This window comes from Pantoea vagans, assembly GCF_004792415.1.
Classification (GTDB): Bacteria; Pseudomonadota; Gammaproteobacteria; order Enterobacterales; family Enterobacteriaceae; genus Pantoea; species Pantoea vagans.
On record NZ_CP038853.1, the window covers coordinates 2981820 to 3003792 of the forward strand.

Annotated in this window: 23 protein-coding genes; 7 read left to right on the top strand and 16 right to left on the bottom strand. The window is 56.1% G+C overall.

Annotation, left to right across the window (positions count from 1 at the left end; all coding sequences use genetic code 11):
* Window positions 1-143 precede the first annotated feature (143 nt).
* Window positions 144-734: a hypothetical protein gene (locus tag EGO56_RS14105; RefSeq protein WP_135909786.1), complete on the top strand. Its 591-nt coding sequence runs from the start codon at window positions 144-146 to the stop codon at window positions 732-734.
* Window positions 735-884: 150 nt separating this feature from the next.
* Window positions 885-2078 carry a zinc-dependent alcohol dehydrogenase gene (locus EGO56_RS14110; RefSeq protein WP_135909788.1) on the top strand — a complete coding sequence of 398 codons (1194 nt, stop codon included), beginning with the start codon at window positions 885-887 and terminating at the stop codon, window positions 2076-2078.
* A 55-nt stretch (window positions 2079-2133) separates the two neighbouring features.
* On the opposite strand, the gene EGO56_RS14115 is transcribed toward EGO56_RS14110, so the two are convergent.
* Complete coding sequence (locus EGO56_RS14115) at window positions 2134-2340, bottom strand: hypothetical protein (RefSeq protein WP_013357074.1); 207 nt, start codon at window positions 2338-2340, stop codon at window positions 2134-2136.
* A gap of 139 nt (window positions 2341-2479) precedes the next feature.
* A complete protein-coding gene (locus EGO56_RS14120; RefSeq protein WP_135909790.1) occupies window positions 2480-3172 on the bottom strand; it encodes a YetF domain-containing protein in 693 nt (230 codons plus the stop codon).
* A 578-nt stretch (window positions 3173-3750) separates the two neighbouring features.
* On the opposite strand from EGO56_RS14120, the gene EGO56_RS14130 reads away from it, so the two are divergent.
* The gene (locus EGO56_RS14130) at window positions 3751-7512 is read left to right on the top strand and encodes an NAD(P)-binding protein (RefSeq protein WP_135909792.1); all 3762 of its coding nucleotides are present in this window, start codon (window positions 3751-3753) and stop codon (window positions 7510-7512) included.
* Window positions 7513-7526: 14 nt separating this feature from the next.
* Here the strand turns inward: EGO56_RS14130 and EGO56_RS14135 are convergent, their stop codons facing one another.
* Complete coding sequence (locus tag EGO56_RS14135; RefSeq protein WP_135909794.1) at window positions 7527-7856, bottom strand: hypothetical protein; 330 nt, start codon at window positions 7854-7856, stop codon at window positions 7527-7529.
* Window positions 7857-8208: 352 nt separating this feature from the next.
* On the opposite strand from EGO56_RS14135, the gene EGO56_RS14140 reads away from it, so the two are divergent.
* Window positions 8209-9447 carry an AI-2E family transporter gene (locus tag EGO56_RS14140; protein ID WP_033731820.1) on the top strand — a complete coding sequence of 413 codons (1239 nt, stop codon included), beginning with the start codon at window positions 8209-8211 and terminating at the stop codon, window positions 9445-9447.
* Window positions 9448-9510: 63 nt separating this feature from the next.
* Here EGO56_RS14140 and EGO56_RS14145 read toward each other — a convergent pair whose 3' ends face one another.
* The 3 genes from EGO56_RS14145 to EGO56_RS14155 form a co-directional block, all read right to left on the bottom strand.
* Window positions 9511-9828: a hypothetical protein gene (locus tag EGO56_RS14145; RefSeq protein WP_033731819.1), complete on the bottom strand. Its 318-nt coding sequence runs from the start codon at window positions 9826-9828 to the stop codon at window positions 9511-9513.
* Between the two features lie 138 nt (window positions 9829-9966).
* Entirely contained in the window at window positions 9967-10392 is a 426-nt protein-coding gene (locus EGO56_RS14150) for a DUF4186 domain-containing protein (protein WP_135909796.1), read from the bottom strand.
* A gap of 12 nt (window positions 10393-10404) precedes the next feature.
* Window positions 10405-10677 (bottom strand): cupin domain-containing protein, encoded by a 273-nt coding sequence (locus EGO56_RS14155; RefSeq protein ID WP_135909798.1) that lies wholly within the window; start codon window positions 10675-10677, stop codon window positions 10405-10407.
* Window positions 10678-10845: 168 nt separating this feature from the next.
* Here EGO56_RS14155 and EGO56_RS14160 point away from each other — a divergent pair, with 168 nt between their 5' ends.
* Window positions 10846-11742, top strand: coding sequence for a lipid kinase (locus tag EGO56_RS14160; RefSeq protein ID WP_135909800.1), 897 nt, complete (start codon window positions 10846-10848; stop codon window positions 11740-11742).
* Between the two features lie 7 nt (window positions 11743-11749).
* Here the strand turns inward: EGO56_RS14160 and EGO56_RS14165 are convergent, their stop codons facing one another.
* The 8 genes from EGO56_RS14165 to EGO56_RS14200 form a co-directional block, all read right to left on the bottom strand.
* Window positions 11750-11983: a hypothetical protein gene (locus EGO56_RS14165; protein ID WP_135909802.1), complete on the bottom strand. Its 234-nt coding sequence runs from the start codon at window positions 11981-11983 to the stop codon at window positions 11750-11752.
* 167 nt (window positions 11984-12150) lie between these two features.
* Window positions 12151-12600, bottom strand: a complete 450-nt coding sequence (locus tag EGO56_RS14170; protein WP_135909804.1) for a DUF421 domain-containing protein — start codon at window positions 12598-12600, stop codon at window positions 12151-12153.
* A gap of 12 nt (window positions 12601-12612) precedes the next feature.
* Entirely contained in the window at window positions 12613-13122 is a 510-nt protein-coding gene (locus EGO56_RS14175) for a hypothetical protein (RefSeq protein WP_135909806.1), read from the bottom strand.
* A gap of 67 nt (window positions 13123-13189) precedes the next feature.
* A complete protein-coding gene (locus EGO56_RS14180) occupies window positions 13190-14125 on the bottom strand; it encodes a cytochrome d ubiquinol oxidase subunit II (protein WP_135909808.1) in 936 nt (311 codons plus the stop codon).
* A gap of 9 nt (window positions 14126-14134) precedes the next feature.
* A complete protein-coding gene (locus EGO56_RS14185) occupies window positions 14135-15499 on the bottom strand; it encodes a cytochrome ubiquinol oxidase subunit I (protein ID WP_135909810.1) in 1365 nt (454 codons plus the stop codon).
* 384 nt (window positions 15500-15883) lie between these two features.
* On the bottom strand, window positions 15884-16849 hold the full coding sequence (locus EGO56_RS14190; protein WP_135909812.1) for a magnesium and cobalt transport protein CorA: 966 nt from the start codon (window positions 16847-16849) through the stop codon (window positions 15884-15886).
* 103 nt (window positions 16850-16952) lie between these two features.
* A complete protein-coding gene (locus tag EGO56_RS14195) occupies window positions 16953-17972 on the bottom strand; it encodes a DUF481 domain-containing protein (RefSeq protein ID WP_095707577.1) in 1020 nt (339 codons plus the stop codon).
* Between the two features lie 96 nt (window positions 17973-18068).
* On the bottom strand, window positions 18069-18665 hold the full coding sequence (locus tag EGO56_RS14200; protein ID WP_135909814.1) for a DUF1349 domain-containing protein: 597 nt from the start codon (window positions 18663-18665) through the stop codon (window positions 18069-18071).
* A 342-nt stretch (window positions 18666-19007) separates the two neighbouring features.
* Between EGO56_RS14200 and EGO56_RS14205 the strand changes: the two genes are divergently transcribed.
* The gene (locus tag EGO56_RS14205) at window positions 19008-19244 is read left to right on the top strand and encodes a DUF2171 domain-containing protein (RefSeq protein WP_003854080.1); all 237 of its coding nucleotides are present in this window, start codon (window positions 19008-19010) and stop codon (window positions 19242-19244) included.
* Between the two features lie 168 nt (window positions 19245-19412).
* On the opposite strand, the gene ddpX is transcribed toward EGO56_RS14205, so the two are convergent.
* Window positions 19413-19994 carry a D-alanyl-D-alanine dipeptidase gene (gene ddpX, locus EGO56_RS14210; protein WP_135909816.1) on the bottom strand — a complete coding sequence of 194 codons (582 nt, stop codon included), beginning with the start codon at window positions 19992-19994 and terminating at the stop codon, window positions 19413-19415.
* A 513-nt stretch (window positions 19995-20507) separates the two neighbouring features.
* Here ddpX and EGO56_RS14215 point away from each other — a divergent pair.
* Complete coding sequence (locus tag EGO56_RS14215) at window positions 20508-20816, top strand: SymE family type I addiction module toxin (RefSeq protein ID WP_135909818.1); 309 nt, start codon at window positions 20508-20510, stop codon at window positions 20814-20816.
* Window positions 20817-21633: 817 nt separating this feature from the next.
* Here EGO56_RS14215 and EGO56_RS14225 read toward each other — a convergent pair.
* Window positions 21634-21936 carry a hypothetical protein gene (locus tag EGO56_RS14225; protein WP_135909820.1) on the bottom strand — a complete coding sequence of 101 codons (303 nt, stop codon included), beginning with the start codon at window positions 21934-21936 and terminating at the stop codon, window positions 21634-21636.
* Between the last annotated feature and the right edge of the window lie 37 nt (window positions 21937-21973).

Genomic DNA, 21973 nt, shown 5'->3' on the forward strand with positions numbered 1-21973 from the left:
CAAAGTGACTGCGCGGCGATCATGCCATTTTTGCGCCCGCTTTACTGCCCCTGAAAAGGTGATCCCTGTAACGATTAAGCGTAACGGGCTACGCTTTATCTGACGCTGTCGCGATCACGCCGACAGGGAAACAGGAGAAAAGAATGAAAATTGCCTGCCTGGGATGGGGATCGTTAATCTGGAAACCTGGCGCACTGCCGGTGGCCAGTCAGTGGCATCATGATGGACCTGCCGTTCCGATTGAGTTTGTGCGCATCGCTGACGGCGGTGAACTGTCAACGGCGATCTGTCTCAACGCCCGCCCGGTGCCAGTGTTCTGGGCCTGGCTGAACACCGCCTCACTGGAGAGCGCCTGCCGCGCGTTGCGCATTCGGGAGGCGATACCAGACAGCCGCGTTGACGGTGTCGGCATGATGACGGTGACAGAAACCTCAGTGGGACCGCTGGCGGAATGGGCGCAGGCGAAAGGCATCGAAGGATTAATCTGGACCGGTCTGCCTGCCCGCATGGCGGGTGTTGAAGGGCAGATACCGACGCTGGATGATGCGCGACACTATCTGCAGAATCTCACCGGTGAAACACGTGAGCATGCTTTTCACTACCTCGGGCAGGTTCCGGCACAAATCGACACCCCTTACCGGCGCGCGCTGGCTGATCTCACCGGCTGGCAGCCGGATGCGCTGTCCGTTACTGCCGCCACCCTGCAAAGGCATTCACCCAGCCCGCCGGTCTGAAACTGCCCCGCCTCCAGCACCGCTCTGCTTACTCCTCAAAGGGTTACTACACTTCAGGCAGGTTTCGATTTCAGATTCCCTGAGTCTTCCTCGCAGGCAGCCACATCTTCTGGTCTGGCCGCCCTTCCCCCGTCAGCAGGAGATCAACCAATGAAAGCATTAACGTATCACGGCCCGCATAAAGTCAGCGTGGATAACGTGCCCGATCCGGGCCTGGAAGCGGCCGATGACATCATCCTGCGCGTGACCGCTACCGCCATTTGCGGTTCAGACCTGCACCTTTATCGCGGCAAAATTCCCGGCACCGGGCATGGCGATATTTTTGGTCATGAGTTTATGGGCGAAGTGGTTGAGGCGGGCAGCGCAGTGACTGCCGTCGCCAAAGGCGATCGGGTAGTCATTCCGTTTGTGATCGCCTGTGGCGACTGCTTTTTCTGCCTGCTGAGCCAGTATGCCGCCTGTGAAAATACCAACAGCGGACGGGGCGCTATTCTGAATCGCAAGAACATTACGCCGCCCGCGGCGCTGTTTGGTTTCAGTAAGCTCTATGGCGGTGTGCCCGGCGGTCAGGCGGAGTATGTCAGGGTGCCGAAAGCCAATACCGGTCCGTTCAAAGTGCCGGCTGTGCTGTCAGATGAGAAAGTGCTGTTCCTGTCGGACATTCTGCCCACCGCCTGGCAGGCGGTTAAAAATGCCGAAGTTAAACCCGGCTCCAGTCTGGCGATTTTCGGTGCCGGCCCGGTGGGCCTGCTCAGTGCCGCCTGCGCCCAACAGCAGGGTGCCGAACAGATTTACATGATTGACCACAACAACTACCGCTTAAACTTTGCCCGCGATCGCTACGGCGTCATCCCGATTAACTTCGATGAGATCGATGATCCGGCTGGCTGGATTATCGAGCACAGCACCGGCAATCGCGGTGTGGATGCCGTGATCGATGCCGTCGGGTTCGAGGCGAAAGGCAGCCTGACTGAAACCGTGCTCACCAATCTCAAGCTGGAAGGCAGCAGTGGTAAAGCGTTGCGTCAGTGTATTGCTGCGGTGCGGCGTGGCGGTATCGTCAGCGTGCCGGGCGTCTACGCCGGATTCATTCACGGCTTCCTGTTTGGTGATGCCTTCGATAAAGGGCTGACCTTTAAGATGGGACAGACACATGTGCATGCGTATCTGCCCGATCTGCTGAAGCTCATTGAGCAGGGGCATCTGACGCCGGAAGAGATTGTGACTCATCATCTGCCGCTGGAAGATGCTGCACGCGGCTACGATATTTTCGCTAAACGCGAAGAGGAGTGCCGGAAGGTGATTCTGGTGCCTGGCATGGCTGCTACACAGGCCACGATTTAATCGCCTGAACCTCACTACCGGATCCCCGGCAGAGCTCGCTGCCGGGGATCGCATTTTAATACGGCTTGCGCTGCAGACTGCTTCGCCACTCCCGTCTCTCCAGCAGATGTTCATCCGGCGAGTCCGCCGTATCGACCTGACTTCCCTGCTCCAGCAGTCGCGCACTGCGTGAATGGGGATGACTTTCGCTGATCACCTGTTGTGAAAATGCACCAAACGATAACAGTAAAAACAGTAATGCACTGGCCGCCCTCACTTTCATACGCACACCTCTCTGGTAACGGTGTCGCTATGCTGCCCGACGGGTTTTCATTTTCTGTCAGTAACAGGCAAAGTTATGTGGAGAGCGGGAACAAGCTGCGACGGGTTTAATCGCGGTTTAGCCCGATGCTCTGATACCGCTAGTGCAGCCGACGTACGCTCAGTGCCGCAGACCAGCGCTGTCGCTGACAGCGCGGACAGACGGCCTGCTGCTCCGCCTCGATCCTCTGCGTCTGGCCACAATGGGTGCAGGCGTAGAGCGCGCTGACCGGCACGGTGCTGTAATCCTGTCGGTGCTCTGGCGGCAGCACGCTTAATCCGGCGCGCATCTCGTCATCATCATAGAAATAGAGGCTGAGCTGACCATCGACTTCCACCAGCGCCAGCCGGATCTGCCCCAGATGCTCTACGCCGCTCTGGCGCAACTCCATATAGAACTCATCTTCAGAAATATTCAGGTGATCCAGACTTTCCAGCACATACAGGCCATCTTTAATCAGCGTAATGACGTCGCCCTGTATCAGCCGTGAAAAGCGCGGACTGTGTGACGTCAGCCAGGTGGTCAGGCGGTAGAGCGCCAGCAATACCACAAACACCATAATCACCGGCAGCACCGGTACATCGTCATAAAACGTGACGTCACCGGACGCAGAACCCAGCGTCAGGATCACCACCAGTTCGAACAGCGACAGCTGACGCACGCCGCGTCGTCCTGACACTTTCAGAAAAGTAAAAACCACCAGATAAGCGATCAGAACCCGCGCCACCACTTCAAATAAAAAGGTGGCTGGTTGATCGTTAAGTAAAAAACGGTGCCAGTCGAATGAGAACATAGTCGGTTAAACATCCTGTTTTAAGAGGCGCACCGCTTAACCCGCCGCCCGTTGATCGCCCGCAGATTCAGGCCAGTAATAAGTAAATCTTGTCGCCAGCCCGTTAAAAGGCAAGCGAAGCAGTAACGTTAAAACAGGTAAGTCTGACCGCTCTGCATGTTGAGGAAAAGGTTAACAAAGCTGAAAATAACGCTGACGCGCTTCACGCTGCGCTTATCAACCCGACAGCGCAGGCAATAGTGAAAAATTCCTGTTTCTGAATGGATGACTTTTGCCGCTGCGCTTTTTCGTTTTCACTTCAATAATTTGCGAAGCACACCTCCCTGTCTATACTTTCCAGTAAGGCTTCCGCAAAATCCGTTAACATTCAGAGAAGCCACTCTTTTTCCTGCCGATAGCGCCGCACCTTTAGTTCTGCTATCTCACGCATCCAAACCGTCACAGGCTCTGTTGCCTGCAATTTAGCGTCTGTGACTTATGGCAAGGATCGCCAGTCTGCTTTGCATACCTGTAACGCCCTGACCCGTTTCACAACGGCTCGTCAGCGGGAAGCGTGTTGCTTTTTTTCGGGAGATGCCATGACGCCCTTTTCCAGTTTCTGGCAGGCCGGCTATGAAGGTGCCGATCATATCAATCCGGCCGGTTTTGCGCTGTCGATGAACGATCTGAACCAGCATCAGGCGCGGGCGGCAGAAGATTATGCAGCGCTGAGCCCCTTTGCCATTCGCACCGTGCGGGAAAGCGTCGGCTGGCGGCTATGTGAATGCGACGGCCGCTATGACTTCTCCACGGTCGCTGCACGGATGCAGGCCGCAGAGCAGCAGGGTATTCAGCTGAGCTGGACAATCTGTCACTACGGCTGGCCCGCGGGCGTCAGCCTGTTTGATCACGACTTTATCCCCCGTTTCGCTGCCTTCTGTGGCGCACTGGCCCGCTTCCTGGCGCCCTGGTATCAGCAGGCACCGATCTACTCTCCGATGAATGAGATCTCCTTTGTCAGCTGGGGCATCTCAGTCGGGCTGTTTGCCTGTGAGGCGATCCCGGAGCCGGATCGGGCCGATGCCGCCAAGCGGCAGCTGGTGCGCGCTACCCTGGCCGCCTGTGATGCGATCTGGCAGGCCGATCCGCGCGCCCGTGTGCTGCACTGCGATCCGCTGATCCATATCGTGCCCGACCCCGCCGATCCCGACAGCGACCGTCTGGCGCGTGAGATGTGTGACACCCAGTATCAGGCGTGGGACATGCTCAGTGGCCGCCGTAATCCGGAGCTGGGCGGCGCACCCCGCTATCTCGATCTGATTGGTGTCAATTACTACCACGACAACCAGTGGGAACAGGGTTCAAACCGGCGGCTTTACTGGCATCTGGGCGACAGCCGACGCCAGCCGCTGCATCAGCTGCTGCTGCAGGTCTGGCAGCGCTATCAGCGGCCGCTGCTGCTGGCGGAAACCAGCCACGTCGGCAGCGGCCGTGGTGCCTGGATCCGTGAGATCGCCACACAGGTTGCACAGGCGCAGCTGGCGGGCGCGAACCTGCTCGGCATCTGCCTCTATCCGATTCTGGATCGTCCCCTGTGGGAGGAAACCACCTTCTGGACCCGCAGCGGCCTGTGGGATCTCGATCTTATGGGCGCCGATCCTTACGCCCGTCAGTTACAGCAGCCTTATGCCGACGCCTTGCGTCAGGCGCAGCGCTTTTTGCAGCACATTACGTCCCTACAACATCCCAGCCAGGAGCACACCATGAAACCACCTGTTCTCATCGTTTTCAGCCATTTACGCTGGGGTTTTGTTTTTCAGCGTCCGCAGCAGCTACTGACACGCCTGGCGCAGCACTATCGCGTGCTGTTTGTCGAGGAGCCGGTCTGGCAGGCGGGGCCACCAGGTCTGCACCAGAGCTCGCCTGCCGCCAACATCACGGTGATCCAGCCACATACCGACAGCGACGCGCCCGGCTTTCACGACAGCCAGATCGCCCCGCTGCTGCTGCTGCTGACGCCGCTGCTGGAGGAGGACGATCAGCCGCTGATCTGGTTCTATACGCCAATGGCACTGCCGCTGCTGACGCCTTTTGATCCGGCACTGGTGATTTACGACTGTATGGATGAGCTTTCGGCCTTTCAGAATGCGCCGCGCCAGCTGCAGCAGCGCGAATCGGCGCTGATGACCCGCGCCGATCTGGTCTTTACCGGCGGCTCCAGCCTCTATGAAGCGAAGCGTGATAAACACGCTCAGGTTTACTGCTTCCCCAGCAGCGTTGATGCCATTCATTTTGAACAGGCGCGCGATCGCACGAATCGTCATCCGTTACAGGATGCCATTCCGTCGCAGCGTCTGGGCTATTACGGCGTGCTGGATGAGCGTATCGATCTGCCGCTGATAGCCGCGCTGGCAGACAGCCATCCCGAATGGCAGATCATTATGGTCGGGCCGGTGGTGAAAATTGATCCCGCCAGCCTGCCGCAGCGCGCCAATATTCACTGGCTCGGTCAGCAGCCCTATCAGGCACTGCCGCAGTTTCTGGCAGGCTGGGATGTCTGTCTGATGCCGTTTGCCATCAATGCTTCGACCCGCTACATCTCTCCGACCAAGGTGCTGGAGTATATGGCGGCGCAGCTACCGATTGTCAGTACTGCCATTGTCGATGTGGCGCGCCACTACGCAGAAGAAGTGGCGGTTGCAGAGACGCATGCGGAATTTATTGCCGCCTGTGAACAGGCAATGGCAATCAGTGCCACAGAACGGCTGGCGCTGGCGGGACGGATGCAGGCCAAAGTCGATGCCACCTCCTGGGATCACACCGCAGAGCAGATACATGGCCTGATCCAGCAGGCGCTGACGCAGCGTCAGCCTGCTCTGAAGTCAGCCAGCCAGACCCGCGCGCAGGCTGACGTCACGCCTTTAACGCCAGCGATGCTGGAGAGCGATGCGGTGCCCTGCCTGATTATCGGCGCCGGACCGACGGGTCTGAGCGCCGGGTATCACTATGGCGAAGGCGCGGTGCTGCTGGAGAAAAACAGTACGCCTGGCGGCTGGTGCCGCTCGATTGACGATCAGGGGTTCACCTTCGACTATGCCGGTCACATCATGTTCTCGCAGGATCCCTACGTGTTGCAGCTTTATGAGATGCTGCTGGGCGACAATCTGCACTGGCAGGCGCGCGAGGCCTGGGTTTACAGCGATGGTGTTTATACCCGCTATCCCTTCCAGTCCGCGCTGCACGGCCTGCCGGTTGAGGTGGTAAAAGAGTGCGTGCTGGGCGCTATCGAAGCGCGTTATGGCGAAACAGCGGCGGCGGCCGTGCCGCTGGATCGGGCGCGGGCGCGGCGGGATTGCTGTGCGGATGGCGCAATCCCCGATGAGGGCAGCAGCACCGGCGTGGTGGAGGGCGAAGAGGATTTCCAGCACTTTATTATGCGCACCTGGGGTAAAGGCATCGCGCGGCATTTCGCCCTGCCCTACAACCAGAAGCTGTGGAAGGTGCCGCTGACCGACATGGAAACCTCATGGCTCGGCGGACGTGTGCCGCTGCCCGATCTGTCACAGATCATCGATGGCGCGCTGCAACCGCTGGCGAAACCGGTCGGCCCCAACGCCCGTTTCGGCTATCCACTGCGCGGTGGCTTCCAGGCACTGATGTCAGGCTTTTTACCGCACCTGAAATGCACGCTGGAGACCGACACGACCCTGACCCGCATCTACCCACAGGCGCATGTCGCCCTGCTGGCGGATGGTCGCCACTACCGGTATGAGCAGTTGATCAGCACCATGCCGCTGCCGGAGCTGATTAAGCTGATGGGTGATGAGGTACCGGAGAGCGTCCAGCTGGCGGCTCAGCAGTTGCAGTTTGTGTCGGTGCGCTGTGTGAATCTGGGCATTGGCCGGGCTGACCTCACTGAAAAACACTGGATTTACTACCCTGGCGATACGCTGTTTCACCGCATCTTTGTACAGGGTAATGCCAGTCCGCACTGCAATCCGCCGGGCGGCTTCGGCTTAACCTGTGAAATCACCTACAACGCGGCTAATCCGCTGCCGCTGGAGGGTGATGCGCTGATTGAGCGCTGCCGTCAGGATTGCATCCGGGTTGGCATGATCACCGCTAACGATCCGCTGCTCTGCGCATCTGAGGTTGATATGCCTTACGCCTACGTGGTCTATGACCATGCGCGCAGCGAGAACGTGGCGCTGATCCGCCAGTGGCTGCTGACCCAGGATATCCATCTGTCGGGTCGTTACAGCGAGTGGGAATATTACAACTCGGATCACGCCTTCCTGGCCGGTAAACGCGCGGCCGAAAATGTCCGTTTGCAACATGTCAGCGCAGGGACGCTTGGCTGATCTGACGCAGCCCGTTATGAAAGACGCTGGCTGCATTTTGCGGCTTTCAGTGACTGCAACGCAGTGACCCGATTTTCCGCTTTCCGGGTGGCATTGTATTTTGCAATGCCATTGCCCAGTCCGAAATCCCCGACAAAGCCCAGCACGGTCAGGGCATTAAACTGGCCGGTCTGCTCAATATCACTCTGCACGCCGTGCGCTTTGCTCAGCTCCTGATCCAGGGCGTTGCAGTTCAGCGTCGCTGTCTCTTGCGGCGTCACCGCAGCCGCCTGTGGATAATGCTTGGTTGCGCAGCCGGTCAATACCAGCGTCACCAGCACCACTAAGACTCTCTGTTTACTCATTTCTCACTGCCTGTTTTTTGCTCACTTAATAATGTTATCGGCAGCATACACCCGGAACATGAGTCTCTGACCTACCAATAATGGTCGAAACCGCTACGCTAATGTAGGATTCAGCGCGCTGCCGTCAGAGGCAGCCCGCTACCGACCGGAAGTCACGCAGCGAACGCACCTTACCCGTTCATCACTTCTGCAAGACCTTTCAAACAGTTAGCCAGCATGATGCTGCCCGCAGCAGCATTTAACGAGCAAAGCCTGAGCGTTAATTTGTCACGAAGCTGCCGCGCAAGCGAAGCCGGACACAGCAAATTTGCGCGTCGGGTTTATCAGAGTTTGTTCCAGATGAGGTTTCTCCATGCGTTTTAAAGGATTGAACATCGGGTTTTTCATTTTGATTCTGGCTATTGCCACCGTCGCATTTTTCGAGGTGCTTTCGCCCTATTTCTCGCCGATTTTATGGGCGGCGATTCTGGCGGTGATTTTCCATCCGCTGAAAACCTGGCTGCGCAACCGACTGGGTGACCGCAACGGCGTGGCCGCGTTAATTACCCTGTTCTGTATCTGCCTGATTGTCTTCACACCGCTGGCGATTATCGCCTCCTCGCTGGTGGTTGAAACCAACGCGGTCTATCACAAACTGCAGACCAACTCGTCGCAGTTCCCGGCCGTGTTCGCCGATCTGCTGCAGCATCTGCCGCGCTGGGCGAAGCATTTCCTGGCTGAAAATAATCTGGATAACGCCGAACAGATTCAGCAGAAGCTCTCCTCGTTTGCGCTTAAGGGCGGTCAGTATGTGGCGGGCAGCGCCTTTATCATCGGTAAAGGGACGTTCAGCTTCACCGTCGGCTTTGGCATCATGCTCTATCTGCTGTTCTTTCTGCTGAAAGATGGGTCCTATCTGGTGCATCTGATTCTGGAAGCGCTGCCGCTTTCTACTTACGTGAAGCATCACCTGATGGTGAAGTTTGCTGCCGTGGCGCGCGCGACGGTGAAAGGTACGGTGGTGGTCGGTATCGTGCAGGGTATTCTCGGCGGGCTGGCCTTCTGGTTTACCGGCATCGACGGCAGCCTGCTGTGGGGCGCGCTGATGGCGTTCCTCTCCCTGATTCCGGCGGTCGGTTCCGCCATCATCTGGGTGCCTGCGGCGATCTTCTTCTTCGCCACCGGCGCACTGTGGAAAGGGCTGTTCCTGGTCGGTTTCTTCGTGGTGATTGTCGGTCTGGTAGATAATATTCTGCGTCCGCTGCTGGTCGGCAAAGACACCAAAATGCCTGACTATATGATCCTGATCGCCACGCTGGGCGGCATGGAGATTTACGGCATTAACGGTTTTGTGATCGGTCCGGTCATTGCTGCCCTGTTTATCGCCTGCTGGAACCTGCTCTCCGGCCGCGATAACCGCGAAAACATCGAAGTCATCGACGAAGAAGTAATCGAAGAAGGCAAAAAGCAGTCTGAGACAGCCGCAGAAGCCGCAGCTGAAGCGGCGTCTGCGGCAGCCGATGCGGCCGCTGAAGCGGAAATCAAAGTGTCGGCGTTAGCGGCGGCGGAAAGAGAAGCTGCAGAAAGAAAGGCGGCGGAAAACAAAGCGTAATCCGGTTCAGCCATAAAAAAACCCACCTTTCGGTGGGTTTTTTTTTATCTGAAAACCAGCGGCTTAGTTGGTCGCTTTGTTTTTCAGATCTTCAGCACCCTGCTTGGTTTTATCCCAGCCTTTTTCAGTGCCTTCTTTGGTTTTGTGCCAGCCTTTCTGAGCACCTTCGGTGATTTTGCTACCGGTGGTGTGGCTTTTGCCTTCAGCGGCGTGCTCAGACTTCAGCTTCAGCTCTTTGCCTTCGTTCTGGGTCTGATGCAGTTTTTCTTTCGCGGTGTCAGCGCCTTTATGCGCTTCCGCAACGGTGTTATCGGTAGTGGTAGCAGCAAATACTGGCGAGGCCAGCAAAATAGCAGACAGTGCAATAATTGATTTCTTCATAATTCCCTCTGTATTCATCGTTGCCGTGTAGGTTTTAATCCTGGCATAGCCTTCCCAGGAAAGATTTAAGAATAAACCAGGAATGAAAAAGGGCCAGTTTTCACCAGAAAAAGCCGCTGACTGTAGCTTTTTTATCCATTACCAGAGTGCCAGCTGCGGATCGTCGTCCGGTTTCGGCTTATTCCGGCTCACGCGGGCGGGCGGTGCGGGCTGCTGCATCTGCCGGGTGATCCACGCCAGTAACACCGTCACGACATACTCCTGCTGCTCAGCACTCAGCGGCTGATGCTGCCCGATGTTGTGCCACTTGCTCAGACAGCCACGACAGCAGGTCGCGGTGGCGTGCTGGGCGATAAACACCGGATGACCGCGCATCGGCGTCTGTTTGCCATCATTTTCCGGCTGAGCAGGCGCCAGTCGCTGTGCGACAAACTCTGCGGCGTGCTGTCGCAAAACCGGCTCGCCTTTGCTGCTCGCATAATCGTACTCAGCGCGTCCCAGGCGAAAGCGCTGACGAAACGGCGAACGTGCCAGCCGGGTAAAGAGTTCATCAGACACGTTCATACTGATTGCCGGTTACTCATATTTACGCCCCGCCAGATAGCTGACGCCCTGTGGTCCGAACGCTTCGCGATGCAGTTCATTCGGCTGCAGGTGAAACGTCTCGCCGGGATGATAGGTGGTGTCGCCCTGCTCGGTACTGATAGTAATGTCACCAGTGAGAATCAGGGCCAGCGCTTCAAAAGGATGGACATGATTATCAAGCTGGGCTGATGCGGCACGCTCAATCAGCAGTGGCTCATCAAAACCCTGTTCAACTAACAATTTTCTGAATTCGTGTTCTGTCATCGCAACGCCTCAATATGGAACTGACCCTAAGCAGTGTAGACGATCTTTATCGCCGCTTATGGCACGGAACGGGTACGTAAAGTCGCGCAAACAGGGTTGTTCACGGGTCAGGCCGATGCTGTACTTGCCGTCTCGTTCCCCATTTTGACAGCAGGATGACGAAAAAGTATGTCTTACCCTCAAAGAACGGCTCTGCTGCTGATTAATCAGCGCTCACGTAAAGGGCGCATTGAGGCCAGGCGGGCACAGACGCTGCTGGCTCAGGCTGGCTTCACCCTGCTGCAACCGGACGAGAATGAGACACGCAGCTACAGCCAGCTCATCGCGGCGTATGCCGGTCGCGTCGATGCGGTGATCGTCGGCGGTGGTGATGGCACGCTTAACGCAGCCGCGCCGGGACTGATGCAGACCGGCCTGCCGCTGGGCATTTTACCGCTGGGCACCGCCAACGACTTTGCCCGTACGCTGGGCATTCCCGCCAGCCTTGAACAGGCGGTGAAAATTATCGCAGACGGGCAGTTGCGCGCCGTGGATCTGGGGGAAGTGAATCAGCACCTGTTTCTTAACGTCTCGAGCATCGGCTTTTCGGCCGAGCTGGCGCGAAACCTTACGGCAGAATCGAAAAAACGCTGGGGTGTGGGCGGGTATGCCCTGGCGGCGTTGCGGTTGCTGCGGCAGAGCCGTCCGTTCAGCGCCACGCTGGTGCATCAGGGTCAGCGGGTACCAATCAAAACGGTTCAGGTATCGGTGGGCAACGGGCGCTTCTACGGGGGTGGCATGACGGTGGAACAGCGCGCAGCACCCGACGATGGGTTACTGGATGTCTACAGCCTGGAGTTGCAGCACAGCTGGCAGCTGATTGCGCTACTGCCCTTTCTGCGGCGCGGCACCCATGGCCGCTGGCGCAACGTGCGGGCATTCAGCACCACGGAGCTGACCATTGAGACGCGTCGTCCTCACTACATCAATGCAGATGGCGAGATTATCGGTCAGACACCCGCGCATTTTCGCCTGCTCGCCCGTGCGCTGCGGGTTTATGCACCCGCCGGTCAGTCTGTCAGATAACGCAGGATTAATGCTTAGCGACGTTATTCTCGGCGTATTCGATCTGTTCGGCGAGGTTGCTGACCAGCGCTTTCGCCATCTCAATCGTCAGGCCAAAAAAGCGCGTCTCGCGCATCGGCTGTTCGGGCGAAGCTTGTGGATCGACGTAGCCGAACTGCAGCACCAGCGCCTGATGACCGCTCAGCGGTCCGATGTGCCAGCCGGTGACCGGATAGAAGGTAAAACGGTTAAATTCATTCACTTTAAACCTGACTGTGAAGCATAACGCTGATGGAGTGTCAGGCCAGCTCTGATAATAAAACATGGGTGGATGACTGAGCCTGGCGCAAATTCGCAGAATAACAAGGCAAAGGACGGTATCTGCAGGCAACGGGGGCTGAACCCGCAGCCCGGCGAAGCGTGCTGCGGCTACTTTTCCGCACGCGGAATGATGGAGATATGGCCGTTGACCTCCAGCACCGCATATTTAATCTGATCGAACCGCTCCAGCCCCGGCCCGGATCGCGCCGCTTCCAGCACATCGTCAGGATTAATGCCGGTCATCTTCATGCGCTCGGTCAGCAGATTGCCGTTTTCCACCAGGATCACCGGACCGCCATCGATGACCTGTTCCACCACCGGAAAACGACTTTTCAGCTTGCCCAGCACGATATCAATGGTGACCAGCGTAATGATGGTCAGCGCCGCGCCGGTCACCGAAAAATCGTCACCCAGCAGCGCCTGCTGGGTCGCTTCACTAATAATCAGCAGCAGAATCAGATCGAAAGAGGTCATCTGCAACAGGGTGCGTCTGCCGGCAATTTTGAACACCACCATCAGCACCAGATAAATGGCTGCCGCACGTAATACCGTTTCCATAACGCGCCTCTGTCAGGGATAGATCCATTGGGTAAAACGAACCGGAGGATGGTCGCCGCCGTTAATGGCAACGTGAACACGGCCCGGATTACGTGGCTGCAGGCCGAGCCAGATGGCGTGATCCGGCCCGGTGTCGCGGGCTGAAAAGGTCAGCCGCAGATCGCTGCCGATCGTCACCGCCTCCAGCGGCTGAGGCTGCAGCGTCTGGATTTGCAGGTTATCCAGTGCGCCACCGCCAATCGTTACGTTAAAGCGATCGGCTACCGGGGCGTTGTAGCGTATGCGCATATCCATACTGCTCTCGACGCGGCCAAACCGCTCATAGTCCACCTGAAGGGTGCCGTCGGGCGAGCGGGCGCTGGTGTCGCTCAGCACGCCTTTGGAAAAGAGTCCGCATGCACCGAGGATGACCAGCAGGATTAACAGATACTCCCCTGCCCGCTGAATCAGCCATTCGCGGCGCACCCAGCGAAGATCCTCTTTTATCGGGCTATCCCCGGCCGCTGTATGATCTTTTTTCACGCTCTCATTCCCTCCTCCCGGTACACCCGATCCGATGACGCTCTGGCTGAAGCATAGTGGACAGCCGTTATTTCGCCCGTCGCTCAACCCAGAACGACCAGCTGTGGTAGAGCAATGTCAGCGGCATAGCAATCGCAGCCCCCACCAGCACAAAGCCCTGCGTGACCGGCGATGAGGCACTTTCACCGATGCTGAACTGATGTGGCACCAGCCAGGGATAGAGGCCGCACAGCAGCCCGGTAAAAACGGCACCGATGAGCATCAGCGTCAGGATGAGCGGGAACAGCGGACGGGCTCGCCACAGGGCCAGCGGCACGGCGATCCAGAGCAGGATAATCGCCACGACAGCGATTTTACCCGGCAGCCGCTGCCAGCTTTGCTGCCAGATATCCGCATTGAGGTAGCATTCGACAAGGAAGATCATCAGCGCCAGCAGCCACCACAGCCAGCTCTGTGCCGTCGCCAGCGGTTGCACCCTGTCGCCAATTCGCCAGCCAATCCAGCAGCAGGCCAGCAGCGAATTGATCGCCATGAGGCCCGCGCCGCTGATCAGCGGAACCAGGCTCAGGCCATCCGGCAGGCCGGTTTGCGGCTGCGCGCTGATGATCATCCCGGCGCACCAGCCCTGAATAAAGGTCGCCAGTGCTGAACTGCCCGCCATGACGCGGTCCAGCCAGTGACGCAGTTGTGAAGAACTCTGAGCGCGGTACTCAAGCGCCATCGCCCGCACCAGCAGCGCCAGTAACATGGCAAACAGCGGTACGCTCAGCTGACTGAACAGCAGCGCGTAGACCGGCGGAAACAGCGCCAGCAGCGCGCCCGCCGCCAGCACCAGCCAGGTCTCATTCGCATCCCATACCGGCAGAATACTGTGGGTCATCTGCTCACGCTGTTCATCATCATGAAACCAGCAAAACAGCATACCCACGCCCAGGTCAGTGCCGTCCAGCAGCAAATAAAGCAGCAGGGAGAGGCAGATAATCAGCGCGGAGAGATCGGCCATCGCAGACTCCTAGTGTGGCGTTTTTAACTCAATGACGACCGGCTGTCCCGACGGCAGTTCACCCTTAACCCGGCGCAGCAGATAGTGTAAGCCGAGGGCGAAGACCAGCGCGTAGATCAGCAGCACGGCCACAAAAATGACCAGCGTAGTGGCGAACGACAGCGGAGAGACGCTCTCTGCGGTGCGTAACATGCCGTAGACCGTCCACGGCTGACGCCCCACTTCCGTCACGACCCAGCCTGAGAGCAGTGCGATAAAGCCCGCCGGCGAGAGCCATACCAGCCAGCGCATTAACCGCCCTGATGCGGCCAGCCGCCCACGCCAGCGCTGGAAATTAGCTATCAGTGTAGTGAGTAAGATGATCAGTCCCAGCCCCACCATCAGGCGAAAGGCGAAAAAGACCGGCAGCACCGGTGGAATGGCCTCTGCAGGAAATTCACTCAGGCTTTTGATGTGACCCGTGAAGTTGTGTCGCAGATAGAGCGAGCCAAGATTGGGCAGGCGCACTTCCAGATGGTTACGCTGCGCCTGCTGGTCCGGTAGCGCGAACAGGCGCAACGGTTCCCCCTCACCCTGCGCAGGTGGACGCCAGCTACCCTCCATCGCCGCGAGTTTAGCGGGCTGATAGTCGCGGGTATTTTCACCGTGCAGATCGCCGAGTACGATCTGCAGCGGAACGGCAAACAGCAGAAAGGTCAGCGCGCTGTTGAGCATCAGGCGTGAAGCAGGCTCCCCCTTAAACTGCCGCAGTCGCCAGGCCGCAACCCCCATCATCAACACCGCGACGGCAATCAGCGACCCCACCACCATATGACCGAAACGCCAGGGAAAAGAGGGCGACAGCAGAATTGACCGCCAGCTTTCGGCCAGAAATACACCGCTCTCATTACGCGTAAATCCGATCGGCGTCTGCATCCAGGAATTGGCAGCCAGAATCCAGAATGCGCTTAGCAATGCCCCAACCGCCACCAGACAGGTCACGGCAAAATGGATGCCAGGCCGGATTTTATTGAAGCCAAACAGCATCACCCCGGTCAGCGCCGATTCCAGAAAAAAAGCGACCAGCACCTCATAAAACATTAACGGCCCAATCACGCCACCAGCCTGATGAGAAAAGCGCGCCCAGTGCGTACCAAACTGGAATTCCATGACTACGCCAGAGGCGGCACCAATCGCCACCGTCAGGGAAAAAATGTTCAGCCAGAAGTGAAGCGCATCCCGGGCGACCTGCTGCTTTCCCCACAGCCAGCGCGCCTCAAACCAGACCAGAAACGGGGCCAGCCCCAGCGTCAGCGCCGCCAGCGTGATATGCATGCCCATGGTCAGCGCAAACTGCGTCCGGGCAATAATCAGAACCCAGTCGCTGTCATTCATAAGGGGAGTGTTCCGGCGCAGACACGCTGGTGTAAGTGCCTGGCGTGAACAGACACGCAGGCAGCCGTACTTTCATCTGACTCTCTCCTGGCCGGAAAATAATCGCGCCTGCCGGGGCTGCATGACATCAGCATCAGGATTAATTCACCAGCAGAAAGCGGATATATGACGTTATCTGTTTATCGTAGTGAAGAAATAAAAAACCAGCCAGTTCCGGCGAGCCTGTAATAACGAACGCGCTGAAGATGATTTTATTGCGACAACGTAAAGAGCGGAGAAATAAAGTTATTATCGCGGGCCATTCCCGCCTCGCTTAAATAAAGGAAAATAAAACTAAGCGAGGCGGATAATTAATCCAGCCCCGCCGTTACGGAACGGGCTGCCTTACAGCCAGCCCGCTCGGCGCAGTTTAGCCCACAACCCGCCGCAGGCCAGCAGCGTCAGCCCAACCGCCAGCGGATAGCCATACAGCGACTTCAGCTCCGGCATATGTTCGAAGTTCATGCCGTACATGCTGAACACCACGGTCGGGATCACCAGGATCGCGCCCCAGCCCGCCAGCTTTTTGACCACCTCGTTCTGCTGCACCGTCACCAGCGCCAGGTTGACCTGCATGGCGCTGGTCAGCATCTCGCGCATATCTTCCGCGTCGGTGACCACATGACGGGCGTGATCCTGCACGTCGCGGATATAGGCGCGCAGCGGACGCGGGATCAGATCTTCATGCAGGTGGATAAGCTGATTACAGATCTCTTCTACCGGCAGCGCTGCATTGCGTAGTGACAGCAGATGACGCCGCATGGTGTAGACCGACTGGACCGACTTACGGTCAAATTCGCTGGTAAAGAGATCGTTCTCCATCTGCCCCACCCGCTCATTCAGAGAAGTGGAAAGTTGAGCATAGCGATCCACGACAAAATCGAGCAGACAATAGAGCGGATACGCCGGGCCAAACTTCAGCAGCGCCGGGTTCTCAGAGGCACGCTGTCGCACCGGGGTATAACTTTCCGATGCGCCGTGACGGATGCTGATCAGGAATTTTTTTCCGACAAAGAAGTGGGTTTCGCCCAGTTCGCAGCTGTCATCCTTTGCACATACTGTCTTGACCACGATAAACAGTGAGTCACCGTAATGTTCGATTTTAGGTCGCTGATGGGCATTAAGCGCATCTTCAACCGCCAGTTCGTGCAGGCCGAACTCCTCTTTAATCTTTGCCATAAATTCAGCGTCTGGCTGCCACAGCCCGAGCCAGATAAACGCTTCCGGCTCTTTGATCACTTCACTGATATCTTCGACGTCGACCTCTTCGCCCGCACTTCCAGGACGATACACCCTGCTGCTTACGATCATCTTCTGCATTCCCGTTGTGACAGTACATGCAGCTTAGCTAATGCCGGGCCTGTAACCGGATAAAAACAGTAAGGATTTGCTGCGACGCTGCGCGATCAGCGGGTTACCACTTCAGGCCTAATCCGGTGGAGAAGATGCCTTCGTTAAGGGTATCGGGAATGCCGCTGACCAGATTGCGATGATAACCAAGGTGCAGCGTTGACCAGGAGGTCAGGCTGTAACGCATCCCGACTTCGGCATCCAGCATAAATACTCCGTCATCATCCAGTGAATGACCCACATCGCCGTTGCTGTAAAGCGTGACCGACTTGCCCAGCAGATAGCGCTGATAGTTCCAGCGCAGCGAGCCGCCAAAGTGCCGCTCTTCGCGATCGTCGCTGTAGCCATACTCAAAGGCACCGCCAAGCAGCGAGAGTGAGAAGGAACTGAGTTCGGTGTCCCACAGCTGATAACCGGGGCCGGTACCGAGCAGCGCCTGCCGTGACAGATTCTCTACCCAGTCGCGCTTGTAGGTCGCGCGAGTCTGCCAGAAGAACTGCTCACTGACTAGATAGTCGAAGGCGTAGCGCAGGCTGTAGTTATTGGTGTTGATGCTCGCGTTTTCCTGCTCGCGATTGTAGGTCGCACCGATGTCGTGCCGCCATTTGCCCTGGTTCAGTTTAGTGTTGAGCGCAAAGCTGTAGTCGTCGGTCTTGGTCGAGGCTTTTTTGACCTTCACACCGGCATCGATATTGCCGGTCCAGGCGAGCTGATCGGTGCGGACTTTGGCTTTCATAAACTCATCGATGCGACTGACGGAGACCTGCTGCTCCTGCTCATTGCGTTCCACCCAGACATAACCGGGATCGGACGAAGAGAGCCGCACCTGATAGTGTTCGCCGGTCTTTTTGTTTTCGACATTAACCGGATTATCGCTGGCGAGCGTACTGACCGCATTCCACGCCAGGGTGACGGTGCCCGCGTAGTGTGTCTCAATCGCCAGCTTGCCGTCGCTGAGATAACGGATCGTGCCGGTCAGCCGATCGCCATTATTCAGCCAGACGGTATCGGCTGCGGCCTGCTCTGCCCATCCGGTACAGCAGAAGATGACCAGCAGCCGGGTCAGTAAGATGGCGCAACGCATAGCTTTCCCTGTAAAGGCGTCGTTCGGTATGGACGACGCGTCACCGCAAATCCGGCCCTGATAATTAAGCGGATTCCGCGATGATATGCAATGAAGTCAGGAAAGGTCGTGCAGGGCTTTGCCGGATGGCGGACCCAGCGTGAAGTCGCTGAAACGGATCGCCAGCCCCTCGCGTTCAGGCGAACAGCCCATCACGCCGACAAAACGCCGCGCCTGACCCGGCCACGGGCAGAGTCGCAACAGCGGCCAGGTCAGGCCGTCGGTGGAGTACTGGATTCTCAGCGCCCCTTTTTCCAGCGTGGCGCGCAGCCAGAACTGACGCGCATCACCAGGGAATACACCGGTAGACCAGTCAGAAAACTCACGCGTGACCACGCTGCCGATAGCAGGCTGGTCATCGTTAAACTCAATGCCCGCTTTAACCCAGTGCCTTTCACTGTCCTGAATAAACAGACCGGCCTGATCATAGAGCTGGCTGAAGTCCGCCCTCACCTGCACCTGAACGGTAAAATCGTTTTCCACCCAGAAGCCAAAAGCGTGGCCGCTGTGCCGTTCGAAGCCGTACCAGGTGCGCTGCCAGAAATCGCTGTTTAACGCGGTTTCGAACTGTAGCGTATCGCCATCCAGACTGTGTACTGGCGGCTGATTAATCCAGACGCCGCCTTCGGTGGTCAGTGAGCTGACTGCAGACATAGGCACTCCTTTATGTGAGTTAAATCGCCTGCGTTCGGGCAGACCCGGGCGCGGCGATTGACCTGATTATCATAGCGTTGATTGGTGAAACAGCCGGAGAGGATCGCGGCAAATCTGAACATGCCGGAGTGGAAAGTGCTTAGCTGAGCAGACCCGAAACTGCGAACATCGGGATCGGTTAGCGGTTTCGTTTTTTCGTGTCGCGTAAACAAATAACCGCGTTCAGGTCCAGTCGGCTTAACTATTTCATTTTGTTAATTGCCTGGCGCAAACCGTGTTTAACAACCAGGCTTGTTCTGTCTGAGGGCAACTGAATTCATCAAATATAAGGATTAAGTCAACATGGTAGATAAATCAGAGATTCTGGATCACGCACAGGTTGTTGATGTGAATGGCGAACATGTCGGAATTGTTGACCATTTCGAAGGCGACGACAAAATTAAGCTGGCGAAAAGCGATCCTGAAGCAGGCGGCAAACACCACATTATTCCATTCAGCTGGGTGAAAGAAGTCGATGACAATAAAGTCATCCTCTCTAAAGCCAAAGCGGATGTTGAAAGCGAGTGGCAGTCTGCATAAAGCGTTAGCCGTGGCACCTGTCACGGCTTATTTCTTTTGTGCGCGTTACGCTATTTTTGGTTATCACCCAGCATAAACCCGCTCATTTTATCGCTCTGCCCTTCTGGTCATCTGCAGGAATACCGCTTTCTGCATTTCCCCTGAATATACCTAAACTGTTCTGTCTTCTCAGAGGCTGATATTTTCTGCCTGCGGTGAGGAATAACAGCCAAATTCGCCGTCGATCAGCGGATAGCTTTCTGAACCGGGTAATTCAAAATGCCACCATTCGGTCGCAATGCCGGTAAAGCCACCACCCAGCATGATGGCATTAAGCATCAGCCGGTTGCGCTGTGCCTGAAGTGGCACCGCAGGATGATAAGGATGGGAGTGTTCACTCATCTCATCGAAACCGGTCCCCATATCCACGATTTCACCACGTTCGTCAATCAGCGTCACGTCTATTGCGGTGCCGCGGCTGTGATTTGATCCGCGCGTCAGCGGTGCGACATAGTCCTGATTCGGGCAGGCCTGCCACAGAATTGCCTGCGCGGCAGGTGGCCGGTACGCATCGAGGATCAGCAGCGAATAGCCCGCCACGTTTGCAATATCGATACTTTTCGCCAGCGCTTTCGCCGCATCAGCGTGCAGCAGACAGCGCGCATCGCGGTAGATGGGCTGTCCGGTGAGGTTGTCGGCGGTGGCGTATTTCAGATCGATGGCTGACTGAGGAAAGGCCTCAGCAATATCAACAAGATTTTTACTTTCCATGACGGAGTGCTCCCTGTTTATGTGCTCTTTGGCGGGCTGGCCGGAGAGGATGGTTATGAGGCGGCTATCATGGCATTGCGGCGAGAGGAAAAAAAGGTGTGATGGTTTTCTGCGTTTGTGCCTGATGTGGAATTTTGTTTACCGGGGATTCTGGCTGGCAGCGTTTATGGCTTCAGGGATCGGTACAAGCGAGATAATCAGTCCGGTGACGTCAGGATAGATCGCGCTTTATAAATAAGCGTGGTCAGGTGAAAATCGTTATTTCATTTACGCTAAACAGAATCGACTGTCTGTTTTACATTGCCTGAAGTGTTGCAGTTGATTACTTTAATCTGAGATCTTCGCCGCAAAAAATAGCCTTTTAACCGTAAGGAAAGTTGCTGATTTACATCGATTTTCATCTGGACTTTATTCGTATTAGTTGATTATATGTACAGGTATTTAGCGCGATCCAGAGGTGTTGGAGCACCCCTGGATCGCTAATCACAATCCTATTTAACAGGAATAGAGATCATGACTGAGTCAGAGTGTAATGCAGTTGGTTTAAATCCAGAAGCCCCTTCCGTTACCCGGCGTAAATTAACGGTGAGTTACGCCAGCCGGTATCCAGACTATATCCGTATTCCCTCGATCATTATGAAAGGCCAGTGGCTGGCAGCCGCCGGATTTACTACCGGCACCGAAGTCGAGGTGAACGTTACAGAAGGCCGTATTGTGCTGACCGTGAAACCACCCGAGCCGGTCGATGAGCAACTGGTTAATGCGTTAGCGCAGCTGAATAAGCTGCCTGTCAGGAAACAGAAGCAAGTGCTGGCGTTGTAGGGTGTGGCTGCGGGTTAATGGCGTTGAGGTGAAGGGATGCCGCTTCTGGTTGGGGAGCGGCAGATTGAGGACGCTAGTGTCACAAATAATGATGAGGCCTGCATGCTAATAATCCGTTATTCAAATCCTTTTTCTTTAGTCAGGTGTTATGGATTAAGCTCAGCATCTCTGTATACCCTGGCCAGGATTTTTTAAATCAGTTAAGAAAAATAACCCTACCTCGTCGATTTCCCAACAGTATACCAGGCATTTTGGAGGGCGATTTTATCGCTCTGTCGATGAACCACATATGAACCCATTAAGCATTCCTATGGAAATGGAATATGTAAATGACATAATTCGCGCCCCAGAACCTTATGATTTTTGCACCCAGCCATCCTGCACTTTTCTGAACTAAATCCACCATGCGCAAGTATGCATAGATACTGTTTGGCCGCCTGTACCTCGTTCTCTGAAGGTAGCCGCATTAATTCGTTTACCTTAAAGGCAAACGCTGGAAAAGGTGTCTGTTCCGGAGAACACTCAATATACCATTCCTGACCGCATTCCAGACAGCGATACCGGGAATGAGAATAATCAAGCTGTGGTTCAAGATAGTCACTTTCCGGTGTTTCGAAATAGTGCTTATGAATTAAAGCCCCTGAAAATGCAAAACCCCGCTCAATGGATTCAATTTCAGCCACCCAGGGTGGCAACTGTCTGCAATTACACATAGATATCCCTTTAATTTTTCTCACTACAAGGCAACAGTTCTGCGAGTGGAGATTTCTGTCAACTGAACGAATGCTCACTCAGGTTCGCATTGATAGCAGATTGATTATTCCAGGATCTCCTGAATCCAGTCACTCCAGCACTCGCTGTTAAGTGGAGATTCAACCGTGCCTGGGCGAGATGAAAGCCACCATGCCTTCACCTCTTCATATTCGGAGATCGTAAGTGTAAAGGGACGCCAGCAACTCATCCTGCCATCCTGGTCACAGGGATCACTGCCAGCGATGAAGAATTCATTCAGGAAAGGCAAGGGAGGAAAGTAGCCTGAAACATCAATGATGCCAAAGATACCGTAGAGCACTTTAGTATTTTCTTCTAAAACTCGTCTGGCATTATCAATGTTATCCATAGGAATCCATGTGTGAATAGATCTGTGTTGGCTTAGG